The organism is Tabrizicola sp. (assembly GCF_030373185.1).
Classification (GTDB): Bacteria; Pseudomonadota; Alphaproteobacteria; order Rhodobacterales; family Rhodobacteraceae; genus Tabrizicola.
In genome coordinates this window covers 18,186-33,041 of sequence record NZ_JAUCZH010000003.1, presented here as the reverse complement: position 1 = coordinate 33,041, position 14,856 = coordinate 18,186, and the positions used below count along the sequence as shown (strand labels likewise).

Sequence of the window (14,856 nt, the reverse complement as noted above, 5' to 3'; positions counted from 1 at the left end):
GGTGGGCTCCATGGGGCTGATCTCGGTCTATCGACTGCGCTTGCAGCGCAAGCGGCTGTTGCTGCGCGCCTTTCGCCGCCGCCGTCAATTGAGCCAGATTGCCAATCGCATGGTTGGTCTGCGCGCGCAGCCGATCCTGCTGTTTTCCGCGATGCGCAACGAAAGGGTGCGGCTGCCCTTCTTTCTGGACTATTATCGCAAGCTTGGGGTCGATCACTTCCTGATCGTCGACAACGGTTCAGATGACGGCACCCGCGAATATCTGGCCGAACAGAAGGACGTATCGCTCTGGACCACAGGCGCCGGCTACAAGCAGTCGCGCTTTGGCATGGACTGGCTGATGCATCTTCTGCGTCGGCATGGCACCGGCAACTGGTGTCTTACCGTCGATGTAGATGAATTTCTGGTCTATCCGTTCTGCGAAACGCGCCCCCTGCGTGCCTTGACCGACTGGCTGGACAGCGCCGGATCGCGTGCTTTTGCGGCAATGCTTCTGGACATGTATCCAAAAGGCGCGATGCATGAGCAGCCCTACCGAGAGGGCCAGAACCCGTTCGAGATTGCCCAGTATTTCGACAGCGGCAACTACACCATAAAGCGCAACTGGCCCTATCTGAACCTCTGGATCCAAGGTGGCCCCCGCGCCCGGGTCTTCTTTGCCGATGCCCCGAAGAAGGCGCCGGCGATGAACAAGATCCCGCTGGTCAAATGGGATCCGGGCTATGCCTATGTCAGTTCAACACACATGATGCTGCCGCGGGGGCTGAACCTGACCTATGAAAGCGGTGGCGGCGAAAAACCTTCCGGCTGTCTTCTGCACGCCAAGTTTCTGGACACATTCGCTGCCAAGGCAGAAGAAGAACTCCGGCGCGGCCAGCACTATGCTGAAAGTCACGAGTATCGCGCCTATCGCGAAGGAATCGCGCGTGAACGCGATTTGTGGTGCAATTGGAGCGAGAAATACATCAATTGGCGCCAGCTTGAGATTCTGGGTCTGATGTCGAAGGGAAACTGGGCGTGACCGTTGGCGTCGTGATGCTTTGCCATGCCTCGCTGCACCGCGCAGCCCAGGTTGCCCGGCATTGGGCGCAGGCTGGCTGCCCGGTGGTGATCCACCTTGACCGCCGGGTTGCCGAAGCGGATCGGGCCAACTTTGCCGCCGCTCTGGCCGATCTGCCGGACGTGCGGTTTTCCCGCCGCATTGCCTGTGAATGGGGAACCTTCAGCCTGGTTCAGGCGACGATCGAAGCCGCCACCCGCATGTTGCAGGACTTTCCACAGGCGGGGCATGTCTACCTTGCCTCCGGGTCGTGCCTGCCCATCCGCCCAGTAGCGGAATTGGAGGCCCATCTTGCCGCCCATCCGCACACTGATTTCATCGAAAGCGTCACAACGGCCGATGTCGGCTGGACCGTCGGCGGACTGAACAAAGAACGTTTCACGCTGCGCTTTCCCTTTTCGTGGAAGAAGCAGCGTCAGTTCTTTGATCGCTATGTTCGCCTGCAACGCCGTCTGGGATTTCAGCGCCGTATCCCCGAAGGCATTGTGCCGCATCTTGGCAGCCAGTGGTGGTGCCTGACCCGCCCCACTTTGCAGGCGATCCTGCATCACCCGGACCGCGCGCGGCATGACCGCTATTTCCGCAGGGTCTGGATTCCGGATGAAAGCTATTTTCAGACGATTGTCCGTCAGTTGTCGACCCGTGTCGAAAGCCGGTCACTGACCCTGTCGAAGTTCGATTTTCAGGGCCGTCCCTACGTCTTTTATGACGATCACATGCATCTGTTGCGTCGGACGGAAGCATTCGTCGCCCGCAAGATCTGGCCGCAGGCGGACCAGCTTTACGACACCTACCTTGCGCCTGCGACTGAGACCGCCAGTCGGCCGGAACCCAACCCGGGCAAGATTGACCGCCTGTTCGCCAAGGCCGTGGAACGCCGCACCCGAGGCCGCCCGGGGCTTTACATGCAAAGCCGGTTTCCCTCGAAGGCGCGCGGCGCCAATCGCGCCGCGGCGCCCTATGGGGTTTTTGAAGGCCTTGACGACCTTTTCAGCGATTTTCACCCTTGGCTGGCCCGAGTTGCCGAGGCCCGGGTGCATGGCCATCTGTTTGCCCCGGACCGTGCGCAGTTTTCGGGCGGCGAACCGGTGTTCAAGGGTGGATTGTCTGACAGTGCCAGCCTGCGCGACTATAACCCGCGCAGCTTCCTGACCAGCCTGATCTGGAACACACGCGGCGAACGGCAGTGCTTTCAGTTCGGTCCCGGCGATGTCCAGGATATAGCACCGTTTCTTGCAGGCGACCCGAACGCCAGCATCGCGATCGTGTCGGGTGCCTTTGCGATTCCGCTTTGGCGTTCGGGTCGCAGCGTTCCCGAGATCCGGGCCGAGGCGGCGCGGCTTCAGAAGATCGAGGCGGATTTCATTGCCCTGCTGCAAGGCCCCGAAACCAAGGCCCGTACCCGCGTCTGGACGCTGGCTGACTTTGTCGAGGATCCGGTGGAACATCTGCACCAGATCGTTGACGATCTGAACCCCCGGGCGCCGCACCGGATGACGGAATTGCCGCGCATGGTGGATCTGTCCGGTTTCGGCGGCTTCCTGCAAGAACTGCGCAATCAGGGGATGCAGCCGGTGCTGATGGGTGAATTCCCGGCAGTCATCGAGATGGATCGGATCGGGCGGGGCATGGTCCGTCCGCAGTTGGCGCGGTGATCGGGTGGCAGGCTCTTTCCACAGCTTCGTTCTTTTCGCCGAGATGCGCACCGGATCCAACTTCCTTGAGTCCAACCTGAATGCGCTTGCCGGCGTTACCAGCCATGGCGAGGTGTTCAACCCGCACTTCATCGGCCGGAAAGACCAGTTGGAATTGTTCGGCATCTCGATTGACGAGCGTGAAGCCAATCCGAAGCGGATGCTGCGCAGGTTGCGGTCCGAGACCGTGGGTCTTTCGGGGTTTCGCTTCTTTCACGACCACGATCCGCGGGTGCTTGATCTGGTCATGGATGATCCGGGCTGCGCCAAGATCATCCTGACCCGCAACCCGCTGGAAAGCTATGTAAGCTGGAAGATCGCCGGCGCGACCGGCCAGTGGAAGCTGACCGATGCAAAAGGGCTGAAATCCGCCAAGGCCCGTTTTGATGCGGACGAATTTCAAAGACATCTTGCAACGCTGCAAGGGTTTCAGCTTCAGCTTCTAAACCGGCTACAGACCACAGGCCAGACGGCCTTCTACCTGGATTATGAAGACCTTTCCTCGGTCGAGGTTCTGAACGGTCTTGCTGCCTTTCTTGGGGTTGAGGGGCGGCTGAAGGCGGTGGACGATACGCTTAAGAAGCAAAATCCCGAACCCATCGAAGCAAAGCTGGAAAATCCCGAGGCGCTGGCTGTCGCGTTGCAGCGGATTGATCTGTTCGCCCTGTCCCGCCCGCCGAACTTTGAGCCGCGCCGACCTGCCGCGATCCCGAATGTCGTCGCTACCCGGGATGCGCCGATACTGTTCTTTCCTGTCCGTTCAGCCCCCGATACGGGAATCTGCAACTGGCTTGCCGGCCATGGTGGGCTGGTCGATGAGTTCGGGCAGAAGTCCTTGCGCCAGTGGATGCGTGACCATCCGGGGCATCGCAGCTTTACCGTGATCCGCCATCCGCTGTTGCGCGCCCATGTGGCTTTTCGGGAAAGGATCGTGTCCGGTCAACTTGCCGACCATCGCCGCATCCTGATCCGCGCCTACAAGGCCGAGTTGCCGGAACCAGGTCAGCCTTTCCCCGATGCCGCATCGGAACGCGCGGCGTTCCTGATCTTTCTGCGCTATGCCCAATTGGCCACGGCGGGCCAGACCGGGCAGCGGGTCAACCCAAGCTGGGCGACCCAGACTGCAATCGTGCAGGGTTTCGCAACGTTCCGGCCTCTTGATCTGGTGATCCGGGAAGACCGGCTGGGCGAAGGCCTTGGCTTTCTTGCAGCGGAAATCGGGCTTCCTGCGTCGCCTGTCCCGGCTGATGATGCTGCGGCCCAGGCGCTTGCTGCGATTCATGATGACAGGCTGGAGACCGCCGCGGCCGAGGCTTATGCTCGCGATTACACAGGTTTCGGCTTTGGCTGCTGGCGGCCTTAGGCTGCCTGTGGCGCACGGCTTTCGGTCAGGATCGCGTGGAGTTTCGCCGGATCGGAATTGGCCCGCAGCTTTGCCACCACACCCGCATCACGCATCGTGCGGCTGACCAGAGCCAGCGCCTTCAGATGATCGACCCCGGAATCCTTCGGGGCGAACAGACCGAACACCAGATCCACCGGCTGCCGGTCGACGCTGTCATAATCCAGCGGCTTTTCCAGCCGCAGGAACACCCCTACGATGCCTTTAAGGTCTTCCAGCCGCGCATGGGGCAGGGCCACGCCATGCCCCACGCCGGTTGGCCCCAGCGTCTCACGCTCTTGCAGGCCATCGATCGCCACCGCCGCGCTAAGCCCGTAAGCCTGCGCGGCGATTTCGCCCAGCTCCTGAAAAAGGCGCTTCTTGGAGGTGAACTGCCCGACAACCCGAACGGCCCCTGGCGTAAGTAGCTTGGAAAGTTCCATGACTGGGCGATGATCCCGCGCCGAAGATGGCGTCTGTTACTTGCTGTTGCGCGGGTCGATCCAGCCGATGTTGCCGTCTTCCCGACGATACACCACGTTCACGCCCCCATGACCTTCGTTTCGGAACACCAGCATGCGTTGCCCGGCCAGTTCCAGCTGCATCACGGCTTCGCCGACGGTGATCGAAGGAATCTTCGTCTCCATCTCGGCGATCACGATGGGCTGAAGCGTTTCGGGCTCCACATCCTCGGCATCCTCGGACGAGGCGAGGATATACGAGGCCGCCCCGCCGAATTCAACCGGGGTTGCACGGTGGTTGTGATGGTTGCGGATGCGGCGCTTGTAGCGGCGCAACTGCTTGTCCATTTTTTCGCGGCAGCTTTCGAAGGCGGCGTAAATCTCGGTCGCATGGCCCTTGGCCTGCGCTGTCAGGCCGGTGGAAAGATGAATCACCGCTTCACAGACATACTCATGCGCAACCTTGGAAAAAACCACGATGCATTCTGTTGGTCGTTGGGCATATTTCTCAACCACCTCGCCCATTTCCGCCTTTACATGCGTCTGAAGGGCCTCACCGACGTCGATCTGTTTTCCACTGATCTGATAGCGCATGGCCTCTCCTTTTCTCATGCAGCCGGTTGGGCCGGGTCATCCCGGGCCGTCCGGGTCTTCCAGTCTGGAACGGAAAAAACGTTGCGTCAGAAGGGGATTGCCGGCTGGGGTCACCGCGGCGAACCGGAACATGGCAAGGGCATCAAACGCACGCATCATGGGTATTTGGCGTCAGCCCATGGCCCCTTGTCAACCGAATCGATGGGTCCGCGCGGGAAGATGTGTCAGATGATCCGGAAGTTTTCGCCAAGGTAGACGCGGCGAACGGTTTCATCCCGGACAACCTCGTCCGTGGTTCCCGACATCAGCACCTTGCCATCATGCAGGATATAGGCGCGATCCACGATTTCCAGCGTCTCGCGCACGTTGTGGTCGGTGATCAGAACACCGATCCCGCGGCTTTTCAGATCATGGACCAGATGGCGGATTTCGCCCACGGCAATCGGGTCGACCCCGGCAAAGGGTTCGTCCAGCAGCAGATATTTCGGGTCGGCCGCCAGACAGCGCGCAATCTCCACCCGCCGCCGTTCCCCACCTGAAAGCGCCATGGCGGGTGTGCGTCGCAGATGGGTGATCGAGAACTCCGACAGCAATTCTTCCAGCCTCTCGCGCCGCTTGTGCGGGTCATCGACCGCGATCTCCAGCACGGCAAGGATGTTGTCTTCGACGCTGAGTCCTCGGAAAATTGACACCTCTTGCGGCAGATAGCCAATTCCCATCCGCGCCCGGCGATACATCGGCAGGGCGGTCACGTCCTTGCCATCGATCAACACCTGCCCGCCTTCCGGCGAGATCAGGCCCGCGATGGCATAAAAGCAGGTCGTCTTGCCCGATCCGTTCGGCCCCAGAAGTGCCACCACCTCGCCCCGACGCAGATCAAGGCTGACATCGCGGATGACCGGCCGCTTCTTGTAGCTCTTGCGTAACGACCGGACCTGAAGCCCGCCCGCCCCTTCGGTGATCGTGAGTTCCGGTTTCATGGCCATCAGTTGCCGCCCGGCACGAAGACAGTGCTGACCCGGCCTTCCATCACGCCACTTCCGGTCTTCAGGTTGATCGTCAGCTTTTGACCGGCCATTGCCGAGGGGCCTTGCGTCAGCAGGACATCGCCGGTCAGCACGATCACGCCGCTGTCGATGGTATAGACCGCTTCCCTTGCCTCTGCCGCATCACCCAGATTTGTGATCGTCACCCCGCCCGAGGCAACAAGCTGGTCGATCGACTTTTCGTCGGCCGCGTATTTCACCTGTACTTCTGCGGCGGCCATCACCATCTCGCCCTGAACCACCCGGACATTGCCGCTGAACACCGCCATGCCATCGGCATTGTTCACCGTCAGCTGGTCAGCCTGCACTTCGACGGGAAGGGTCGTGTCCTGATCAAGATCGCCAAATGCGATCTTTGCCTCTTGCGCAAAGCCCGCAGCCGCAACGCAGATGAGCGTCGCCGCAACACCAAAAGACCAAAACTTGAATGCCATTCGTTGAACCTCTCGGCGTCTAGCCGCCCGGACGGTATATCAGCCGGACCCCATCCTTGAAAACCAGAACATAGGCCCCCGCAGTCTGGTTGTCCTGACCAAGGGACATGCTGCCTGCCTCGATCTCTCCGCCCGGCCCTGTGGCCGATACCGAAGCGCGGCTTTCCAGCCCAGACCGGTCCAGCTTTGCCGCGACCTCTGCGGTCTCCAGACGATAGCCGGACGAGGTGGTGACGATTACGCCGCCGGATAGCACGATCTCGCGCTGGGTCTGATCCATTACCGCAGAGGGTGCCAGCAATTCCGTCCGGCTGCCGTCAGGCGTGTCCAGTTGCAGGCGCAGACCCTGCGCCTTTGCAGCGGTGCCTTCGGCCGCAGGCCGCGCCTCATCGGCCGCAAGGGTCAGTGCCGCCCCGTCAGAAGTTGTTCCCGCATAGGTCGGCGCGGTCATCCGGGGTTCGCGCGCCCGGGCCTCCACATCAACCTCGGCATAGGGAAGCGCATCTTCGGGGTCGATCCGGTCGGCCAGCAAGAACAGCGTCGCAAGCAGGACCAGCGCAATCAAGGGCAGGGCAACCTTCAGCCAGTTTACCAGCCGTGTATGCGCATCAGCCCGAGCCATGATCATACCACGCCTGCGCGAAGACAGTCATGCACATGCAGAATGCCGATCGCGGTGCTGTCTTCGGTGATCAGAAGGCAGGTGATCTTGCGATCATTCATCACCGCCAGCGCTTCCCCCGCCAGAACGTCGGTGCCAATCGTCCGCGGGTTTCGCGTCATCACCTCGCCTGCGGTATGAGACATCAGCCCATCCAGATGCCGCCTGAGGTCGCCATCGGTGATGATCCCCGCCAGCCGCCCTTCGGCATCGGTCACGCCCACCACGCCGAAACCGCTGCGCGTGATGGCCAGAAGGGCCTCGCCCATGCCCAGGTCTTCCGGCACGAGGGGGGGGTTATCGTGCATCAGATCACGCACCCGCAACAGCCGCGCGCCCAGCTTGCCGCCGGGGTGGAACATGCGGAAATGGTCGGGCGTGAAGGCGCGATGTTCCATCAATGCAATTGCCAAGGCATCGCCAAGGGCCAGCGTCATCGTGGTGGATGTCGTGGGGACGATCCCCGTTTCGCACGCCTCTGGCACCTCTGGCAGCAGGATCGCAACATCCGCCTGCCGCAACAGGGTTGACCCGGCCCGCCCGGCCACCCCGATAAGAGATATGCCAAAGCGGCGCGAATGGGCGACGATATCAGCCAGTTCCGGCGTCTCGCCCGAGTTTGACAACACCAGCAGCACATCGCCTTCGGCCACCATGCCCAGATCGCCATGGCTGGCTTCTGCCGGGTGGACGAAATGCGCCGGCGTTCCGGTGCTGGCGAAGGTCGCGGCGATCTTGCGCGCGATATGCCCGGATTTCCCCATGCCAGAGACGATCACCCGCCCCCTGGCCGCCATCAGCAGCGCCGCCGCAGCGGAAAAGCTTTCACCAATCGCCTCGGAAAGCGCCTCCAGCGCCCCCGCCTCACGCTGGATCACCCGGCGTCCGGTCCTCAGAAAATCGGCAGAGGTCGGGTCAGTGAAGGTAGATGTCATTCGCATCGCCCCAACCCAGCAGGTCCATCTCGGCCCGCGTTGGCAGAAAATCGAAGCAGCGTTGCGCCAGTTCCAGGCGCCCTTCGCGCATCAGTCGCGCTTCAAGCTCGGCCTTCAGCCTGTGCAGATACAAGACATCGGATGCCGCATATTCCTTCTGCGCCTCGGTCAGAACCTCTGACCCCCAGTCGCTTGTCTGCTGCTGCTTGGAGACATCAACCCCGACCAGATCGGCCAGCAGGTATTTCAGGCCGTGGCGGTCGGTAAAGGTCCGCACCAGTTTCGAGGCGATCTTGGTGCACCAGACCGGGGCCGCCGTCACACCGAAGGCCTGCTTCAGCATCGCAATGTCAAAGCGGCCAAAGTGGAACAGCTTCAGCACCGCCGGGTCGGCCAGCATCCGCTCCAGGTTTGGCGCGCTGGTCTGGCCTATCGCGATCTGCACCAGATGCGCGTCGCCCGACCCATCGGAAAGCTGCACCACGCAAAGCCGGTCGCGGCGCGGGTCCAGCCCCATGGTTTCGGTATCAATCGCCACCACCGGGCCAAGGGTCAGCCCATCGGGAAGGTCGGTCTTGTGAAGGTGAATGGCCACGGGTGATCTCTTTTCCTGAATGCGCCTTCCGATTACGCCCCGCACCTCTTGGGGTCAACCTTGGGCCGGATCAGGCTGTCGCGGTTGGCGGGGATTGGTGCGAAGCGGAAGGTGGCCGGGGTCGCCCGATCCGGTGCAGGCGGTGGGCTGGCCCCCGGGCGGGTCTGTCGCGCCGGGTTCAGCCTTGGCTGCGGTATTTGAGAGACTCACTGTTCGCATGGGTCAATTGCGCCAAGCCGTCACCGGGTCCATCTTTGGAGTCAGGTAGACCGGATCTTGAAGGAGCCTCCGATGTCCACTGCATCCGCACCGGTTGAAATCGCCCACGTTGCCCTGACGGTCCATGATCTTGGCGGCATGGCTGCCTTTTACGCCAAGGCGCTGGGTCTCGACGAAGTGTCAGCCGCGCCCGGCCAGATCAGGCTTGGGGTTGGCGACAAGACCCTCTTGGACCTGCGTGAGGATCGCGCGGCCCGGAAATCCAGCCCGCAAGAGGCCGGGCTGTTTCACAACGCCTTTCTGATGCCTGACCGCGCCGCCCTGGCGCGCTGGTTGCGCCATGCGGCCGACAGCGGTTTGCGGCTGCAAGGAGCCTCGGACCATCTGGTCAGTGAAGCGATCTATCTGGCCGACCCGGAGGGCAACGGGATCGAGGTTTATGTCGACCGCCCCCGCAGCACATGGCACGCAGCCGACGGCAGCGTGAAGATGGCGACCGAGCCTTTGGACCTGAACGCCCTTGTCCGCGATGCCGATGCCCCGTGGACCGGCGCGCCGGAAGGGATGGTTCTGGGCCATGTGCATCTGCAAGTCGGCGCGGTACCAGAAGCAGAGGCCTTTTATGCCGGCACCCTTGGTTTGTCGGTGATGGCACGCTACCCCGGCGCGGCGTTCTACGGGTCGGGCGGGTATCACCACCACATCGCGACGAACGTCTGGAACAGCCGGGGAGCGGGTGCGCGCAGCTATCCGGCGACGGGCTTTGCCGAACTGGTTCTGGCAACCGATGCCAACGCACGGGCGGCCATTCATGCCGCAGGCGGCGCGGACCAAATGTCCGACCCCTGGGGGACGATGATCAGCCTTGTCCCGAAAGCCGCCTAAGGGGCCGGGTCAGTTCACCAGAAACTCTGCATGCAGCGCCCCTGCCGCGTTGATGCTTTTGAGGATGTCGATCATGTCATGCGGGGCCACGCCCAGCGCGTTCAACCCCGCAACAACCTCGGCCAGATCGGTGCCGCCACGCACCTCGGCAAGGCCGGTTCCCGTCTTGTCGATCTCGGCGTTGCTGCGGGGGACAACCACCGTTTCGCCGTCGCTGAATGGATTGGGCTGGATGACCAGCGGGGTTTCCTCGACCCGCAAGGTCAGGTTGCCCTGCGCCACGGCGACCCGGCTGATCCGCACGTCTGCGCCCATCACGATGGTGCCTGACCGCTGATCCACCACCACCCGCGCCCGGGTTTCCGGTTCCACCATGATCTTCTCGACCCGGCTTAACACATGGGCGGGCGACCGCATCCCTGCTGCGCGAATGTCGATGGCAACGGTGCCTGCGTCCTGCATCAGTGCGATCCGCGATCCGAATTCTGCATTCACCGCGCGTTCGATCCGTTCGGCCGTGGTGAAATCGGCCGATTTCAGAGCCAGCCGCAGCACCGGCAGCCCGGCGAAATCAAACTCCACCTCGCGTTCCACCCGTGCGCCCGAGGGGATGACACCGGCGGTTGGCACCCCTTGCACGACGCGGGCAGCGTCGCCCTCGGCCGAAATGCCGCCAGCGATGATGGTGCCTTGCGCCACGGCGTAGATCTGCCCGTCCGCTCCGTTCAGGGGGGTCATGATCAGCGTCCCGCCCAACAGGCTTTTCGCATCCCCAATGGCAGACACGGTCACGTCGATCCGCCCCCCGGCGCGAGCAAAGGCCGGCAGCGCCGCCGTCACGAAAACCGCCGCCACGTTCTTGGGCCGGATCTCTTCGCCCGTGACATTGGCCCCCAGACGTTCCAGAAGATTGGCCATGATCTCTTCGGTGAAGGGCGCATTTCGGATACCGTCGCCAGTGCCGTTCAGGCCGACAACAAGGCCATAGCCCACCAGATCGTTGCCGCGAACGCCGTCGAACTCGACAAGATCCTTGATGCGGATCGGTTCGGCCACGGCGAGGGTCGCGGTCAGAAAAAGGGCGATCAGGAAACGGATCATCGGAGGTAATCCACAAGATTAAGCCGCGAGACGCGGGCGGTGACAAGGTAAAGCGATTCAAGCTGCGCGCGGGCGGTTTCCAGCCGGGTCGCGGCTTCATATGGGTCAACCGACCCGATGTCGGACCGCAGGATGCCAAGGGCGGTCATCTCGGCCCCGTTGCGGCTGCGGGCGGCCTCGATCTGGGCTTCGACGGTGCCGATGCGGGCGGCAAGGGTGATCCGGCTATCTTCGCTGGTCAGAAGGGTCTGCCCCGCCATCTGCGCCAGCCGCGCACGTTCTTCGGGGTTGCCGGGCAGGATGCCCCGGTCGATCAGCGCCGCCATGGCAAAGCCTGCAAGCGTGTCTCGAATGGCCGGGTCCATCGAGGTGGCCGAAATTTCGGCAGTCTCCCCCGGCGCGATGGGGGTGGGGGAAAGTGGCGCGCCACCTTGATAGAACGCCCCGAAACCAAGCGGATCGGCAAACCAGTTCATCACTGCGGCGGCCACTTGCCCCGCCGTTGTGGCCCCCGCCGCGGCGGTCTCCAACGCAGACAAGAGGTCATCGCCCGACCCAAGCGGCACCCTGTCCGTCGCTACCCCGGCAAAGACCGCGCGGCCTGAAACCTGCGTGTTCAAAAGGCCGATCGCGGTGGCCAGCCGGCCACGGGCATCCGCCGCAACCGAATTTACCTGCACGGGCGTCGGAAAATCGCGCGCGCCAAGCAGGGTTGTCGTGATCCCCGTCGCCAGCGACGACAGGCCCGCCAAGGCTGACTGCTGGGCCGCCGTCTGGAGGGCGGCGTCGGTGGTGGTGGTCTTGTAGGCGGCAAGGCGCGACAGGCTGGCATCAATGGCCAGAAGCGGCGAGACATCGCCACGCAAGGCACCCGCGATATCGGTGTGGCGGCCTGTCGTAACCTCGGCCGAGGCGCGCTGGACCAGAGCGCGCATTTCGGCACCTTGCCGGGCGAGGATATTGCTCAGGCTGGCATCGCCAACGGAAATCCGGGTCATCTTCCAAGCCTTAACAGCGTGTCTATCATGTCGCTCGCCGCCTGGATGACCCGTGCATTGGCGGAGTAGTTCTTTTCGATCACCAACAGCGACTGCATTTCCCTGTCAGTGTCGATGCCGTTCTGCGCCTCAAGATCGGTCAGGGCGGTCAGGCGGGCGGCGGCGAAAGATTGCTCTGACTGGGCGCCAAGGCGGTGGGCCGAAGCGTCGGCGTGCAGATCACCGATCAGCATGGCAAAGCTGCGGTTGCCTTGGGTGAACCCCGGCGATGCAAGCGGGCCAGCGGCGGAAAGGGCGGCATGCAGCGCTGACAGCAGCGTGCCATTGCCGGGCGGGCCTTCGCTGGTCGCACCAAGCCCGTCGCGCAGGCGGAAAAGCGCGCCGCCCTGTTCCGGGTCAGCCGCGGCGTTGAGCCGCAGCCGCCCGGCAAGCCCGGTTTCGTTCACCGGCAGAAAGCCGGTACCTGCATCGGTGAACAGGCCCGGCGCCCCCGGCGCAAGGCTGGGGTCAAGGCCGGTGGCCGAAAAGCGGTCGACCAGGTCGCGGGCGATGGCGTCAAGCTTGCCCTGCGCGGTGATGGCCAGATCATCGCGCACCGCAAACAGCGCACCAAGCGTCCCGCCAAGGATCGGGCTGGCAGTTCCGGCGGTGTCATAGGGGCGGCCATTGATCGTAAGGCCGGAAAGGCCGCCAAGCGCCTGTGTCATCTCTGGCGTGATCGTGTTGCTGGAGGTGAAGCCAAGGACTGCGGCGGAACCCTCCAGCAGCATCACCCCTCCCGTGGTGAACAGCGCGATCTGGTTCAGGTCGCGCGGGATTTCGCGGACCGGAACAATGGCCGAGATCGTATCGACCAGCCGCTGCCGTTCATCCAGCAGCGCCGAGACATCGCGGCCGGCGCCGGAAAAGGACCGCAGTTCGACGTTCAGCTCCTGCAATTGGGCCAGCGTGGAATTCAGCCTGCCGACTTCGGTGGAAATCTGGCGGTCTGCGGTGGCGCGCGCGGTTTGAATGTTGGCGGTGGCGCTGGCAAGACCATCGGCAAGGCTTCGAGCGGTGGTAACAATGCCTTGCAGCCGGGTCTGGGAATCGGGCCGCCCGGCCGCCTCGATCAAGGCCTGATCAAAGGCGGCAAGACGGGCGGCAAGTGAGCCCGCGCTGTCAGGCGAGCCGATGGTCGTTTCCACCAGGCGCAAGAAGTCGCTGCGGGTGCTGCGGTCCCCGTCGCCCGCCTGCGCAAGGCGGCGTTCGGCGAGAAGCTGACGGTCCACCTCGCGGGTGATCCCGGTGACCGATACCCCTTGCCCGGACCCCGCAAGGATGGCCGCGCTCAGCCCGACTTCGCGCCGGGCATAGCCGGGCGTCGAGGCGTTGGCTACATTCGACGACAGGATTTCAGCCTGCCGCGAGGCGGCCGAAAGCCCGGTCAGGGCCGATCCGAGGGCGGAGGTAATGCTCATCGCCTATCACCGCTTGATGTTGGTGGTTTCCTGCAACATTTCATCCACGGTCTGAATGACCTTGGCGTTGGAGGAATAGGCGCGCTGGGTCTGGATCAGATTGGTCAGCTCTGCAGCCACATCGGTCTTCGATCCCTCGCGGGAATAGCCCTGAATCGATCCCGTCGGACCGGTTCCCGCGTCCCAAAGGAAGAACGCGCCCGAATCCGGCGAAACCTGGTAGGTCTGGTTCGACAGTGAAACAAGACCGTTGGCGTTTGGCACATCGACGATTGGGATCTGGTACAGGCGGCGGGTGAAGCCCGTGTCATAGGTGGCGTTGAAATAGCCCCTTTCGTCAATCTCGATCGTGGTCAGGGTCCCGACGGGAGAGCCGTTCTTGGTGATCGCGACCGGGGAAAAGGTATCAGAAAGCTGGGTCAGGCCGTTCGGATCGCCCACGCGGCCGATACCAACCGACATCGGGCCACCGGCAACCGTCAGGGCCAGCGTGCCATCAGCCGGATTGTAGGCCCCGCCCGACACCACAGAGACCGCCGCCAAGGTGCCGCCTGCACCACGGGTATCGTCAAACGTCAGGGTGTATTCACCGACCAAGGCCCCGCCTGAAGCGCCATCGCGGATCTGCATCGTCCATTGATTGGAGGATCCGGTCGCGGGAACGACCGGGGCAAAGCTGATTTCCAGCGATTCCGAGGTGCCAAGGTTGCCGAAATATTCCACCGACAATGGCGGTGGCACGGCCGTGGACCCGGCAACGGTATAGGTCGCAGGCAAGTTGATGCCGAGGTTCATCGCCGTTGTCGGATCGGCCGCCGTCTGGTTGGTGTTGATGACGATCGGAACCAGTCCGGTGATCGAGTCGCGCGGATTGGCGGGAATGGTCCCATCGCCATCGGCAGGCCATCCCATCAGCACAAGGCCGGATTCCGTCTTCAGCACGCCATCGGCGTCGGCGCGAAAGCTGCCGGTCCGGGTCATCAGAAGTGGCGTATTGCCAAGCGAGTTGGCAAGCGACACCTCATTTATGACTGGAAACATGCCACGTCCGGCGATGGCAAGGTCAAGCGCGTTGCCGGTGCCGACCAGATCGCCACGTTCTTCGACCAGCCGCACGGTTGAGGCGCGGACCCCGCCAGCGGAATACGCCCCTGACCCGCGCGACGAGGTGACGACAATGCTGGCGAATTCCGTAGAGGCGCGTTTGTAGCCGTAAGTGCCAGAGTTCGCGATGTTGTCCGAAATCGCGGCAAGCCGGGTCGCGTTGGCGTTGAGGCCGGCCACGCCCGCACTGAGCGAGGATGAAATTGTCATGAGAAAGCGCCTTTCTGA

The 14,856-nt window shown here is 63.0% G+C and carries 15 protein-coding genes; 4 read left to right on the top strand and 11 right to left on the bottom strand.

Translation table 11 applies throughout. The features are described 5' to 3' along the window. The first annotated feature begins 10 nt into the window (after positions 1-10). From QUV21_RS06825 to QUV21_RS06815, 3 genes are read left to right on the top strand one after another with little or no spacing between them, the layout of a single operon-like run. A complete protein-coding gene (locus QUV21_RS06825; protein ID WP_300854156.1) occupies positions 11-1,021 on the top strand; it encodes a glycosyltransferase family 2 protein in 1,011 nt (336 codons plus the stop codon). Next, positions 1,018-2,715, top strand: a complete 1,698-nt coding sequence (locus QUV21_RS06820) for a beta-1,6-N-acetylglucosaminyltransferase (protein WP_300853888.1) — start codon at positions 1,018-1,020, stop codon at positions 2,713-2,715. Before QUV21_RS06825 ends, QUV21_RS06820 begins: the two co-directional genes overlap by 4 nt. A 4-nt stretch (positions 2,716-2,719) precedes the next feature. Then, positions 2,720-4,117, top strand: coding sequence for a nodulation protein NodH (locus tag QUV21_RS06815; RefSeq protein WP_300853887.1), 1,398 nt, complete (start codon positions 2,720-2,722; stop codon positions 4,115-4,117). On the opposite strand, the gene QUV21_RS06810 is transcribed toward QUV21_RS06815, so the two are convergent. The 7 genes from QUV21_RS06810 to QUV21_RS06780 all read right to left on the bottom strand — a co-directional run bounded on the left by QUV21_RS06810 (position 4,114) and on the right by QUV21_RS06780 (position 8,861). Then, entirely contained in the window at positions 4,114-4,578 is a 465-nt protein-coding gene (locus QUV21_RS06810) for a PTS sugar transporter subunit IIA (RefSeq protein ID WP_300853886.1), read from the bottom strand. The genes QUV21_RS06815 and QUV21_RS06810 overlap by 4 nt on opposite strands. A 36-nt stretch (positions 4,579-4,614) precedes the next feature. Next, complete coding sequence (gene raiA, locus QUV21_RS06805; protein WP_300853885.1) at positions 4,615-5,190, bottom strand: ribosome-associated translation inhibitor RaiA; 576 nt, start codon at positions 5,188-5,190, stop codon at positions 4,615-4,617. 224 nt (positions 5,191-5,414) lie between these two features. After that, the gene (gene lptB / locus QUV21_RS06800; protein WP_300853884.1) at positions 5,415-6,176 is read right to left on the bottom strand and encodes an LPS export ABC transporter ATP-binding protein; all 762 of its coding nucleotides are present in this window, start codon (positions 6,174-6,176) and stop codon (positions 5,415-5,417) included. After that, a complete protein-coding gene (locus QUV21_RS06795) occupies positions 6,176-6,670 on the bottom strand; it encodes an LptA/OstA family protein (protein WP_300853883.1) in 495 nt (164 codons plus the stop codon). Before QUV21_RS06795 ends, lptB begins: the two co-directional genes overlap by 1 nt. 19 nt (positions 6,671-6,689) lie before the next feature. Then, a complete protein-coding gene (gene lptC / locus QUV21_RS06790) occupies positions 6,690-7,292 on the bottom strand; it encodes an LPS export ABC transporter periplasmic protein LptC (RefSeq protein ID WP_300853882.1) in 603 nt (200 codons plus the stop codon). Between the two features lie 2 nt (positions 7,293-7,294). Next, positions 7,295-8,266, bottom strand: a complete 972-nt coding sequence (locus tag QUV21_RS06785) for a KpsF/GutQ family sugar-phosphate isomerase (protein WP_300853881.1) — start codon at positions 8,264-8,266, stop codon at positions 7,295-7,297. Continuing rightward, positions 8,247-8,861 (bottom strand): ribonuclease D, encoded by a 615-nt coding sequence (locus tag QUV21_RS06780; protein WP_300853880.1) that lies wholly within the window; start codon positions 8,859-8,861, stop codon positions 8,247-8,249. The genes QUV21_RS06785 and QUV21_RS06780 overlap by 20 nt, the downstream gene beginning before the upstream one ends. A gap of 291 nt (positions 8,862-9,152) precedes the next feature. On the opposite strand from QUV21_RS06780, the gene QUV21_RS06775 reads away from it, so the two are divergent. Next, positions 9,153-9,965 carry a VOC family protein gene (locus QUV21_RS06775; protein WP_300853879.1) on the top strand — a complete coding sequence of 271 codons (813 nt, stop codon included), beginning with the start codon at positions 9,153-9,155 and terminating at the stop codon, positions 9,963-9,965. A gap of 9 nt (positions 9,966-9,974) precedes the next feature. Here QUV21_RS06775 and QUV21_RS06770 read toward each other — a convergent pair whose 3' ends face one another. From QUV21_RS06770 to QUV21_RS06755, 4 genes are read right to left on the bottom strand one after another with little or no spacing between them, the layout of a single operon-like run. Next, the gene (locus QUV21_RS06770) at positions 9,975-11,066 is read right to left on the bottom strand and encodes a flagellar basal body P-ring protein FlgI (RefSeq protein WP_300853878.1); all 1,092 of its coding nucleotides are present in this window, start codon (positions 11,064-11,066) and stop codon (positions 9,975-9,977) included. Continuing rightward, positions 11,063-12,064: a flagellin gene (locus QUV21_RS06765; protein ID WP_300853877.1), complete on the bottom strand. Its 1,002-nt coding sequence runs from the start codon at positions 12,062-12,064 to the stop codon at positions 11,063-11,065. The genes QUV21_RS06770 and QUV21_RS06765 overlap by 4 nt, the downstream gene beginning before the upstream one ends. Further along, entirely contained in the window at positions 12,061-13,524 is a 1,464-nt protein-coding gene (gene flgK, locus QUV21_RS06760) for a flagellar hook-associated protein FlgK (protein WP_300853876.1), read from the bottom strand. The genes QUV21_RS06765 and flgK overlap by 4 nt, the downstream gene beginning before the upstream one ends. Before the next feature lie 6 nt (positions 13,525-13,530). Further along, entirely contained in the window at positions 13,531-14,838 is a 1,308-nt protein-coding gene (locus QUV21_RS06755) for a flagellar hook protein FlgE (protein WP_300853875.1), read from the bottom strand. Positions 14,839-14,856: the final 18 nt, after the last annotated feature.

Coding starts and splice junctions, on each gene's coding strand:
- QUV21_RS06825 (WP_300854156.1), top strand. CDS start 11: ATGGGGCTGATCTCGGTCTATCGACTGCGCTTGCAGCGCAAGCGGCTG.
- QUV21_RS06810 (WP_300853886.1), bottom strand. CDS start 4,578: ATGGAACTTTCCAAGCTACTTACGCCAGGGGCCGTTCGGGTTGTCGGG.
- raiA (WP_300853885.1), bottom strand. CDS start 5,190: ATGCGCTATCAGATCAGTGGAAAACAGATCGACGTCGGTGAGGCCCTT.
- lptB (WP_300853884.1), bottom strand. CDS start 6,176: ATGGCCATGAAACCGGAACTCACGATCACCGAAGGGGCGGGCGGGCTT.
- QUV21_RS06795 (WP_300853883.1), bottom strand. CDS start 6,670: ATGGCATTCAAGTTTTGGTCTTTTGGTGTTGCGGCGACGCTCATCTGC.
- lptC (WP_300853882.1), bottom strand. CDS start 7,292: ATGGCTCGGGCTGATGCGCATACACGGCTGGTAAACTGGCTGAAGGTT.
- QUV21_RS06785 (WP_300853881.1), bottom strand. CDS start 8,266: ATGACATCTACCTTCACTGACCCGACCTCTGCCGATTTTCTGAGGACC.
- QUV21_RS06775 (WP_300853879.1), top strand. CDS start 9,153: ATGTCCACTGCATCCGCACCGGTTGAAATCGCCCACGTTGCCCTGACG.
- QUV21_RS06770 (WP_300853878.1), bottom strand. CDS start 11,066: ATGATCCGTTTCCTGATCGCCCTTTTTCTGACCGCGACCCTCGCCGTG.
- QUV21_RS06765 (WP_300853877.1), bottom strand. CDS start 12,064: ATGACCCGGATTTCCGTTGGCGATGCCAGCCTGAGCAATATCCTCGCC.
- flgK (WP_300853876.1), bottom strand. CDS start 13,524: ATGAGCATTACCTCCGCCCTCGGATCGGCCCTGACCGGGCTTTCGGCC.
- QUV21_RS06755 (WP_300853875.1), bottom strand. CDS start 14,838: ATGACAATTTCATCCTCGCTCAGTGCGGGCGTGGCCGGCCTCAACGCC.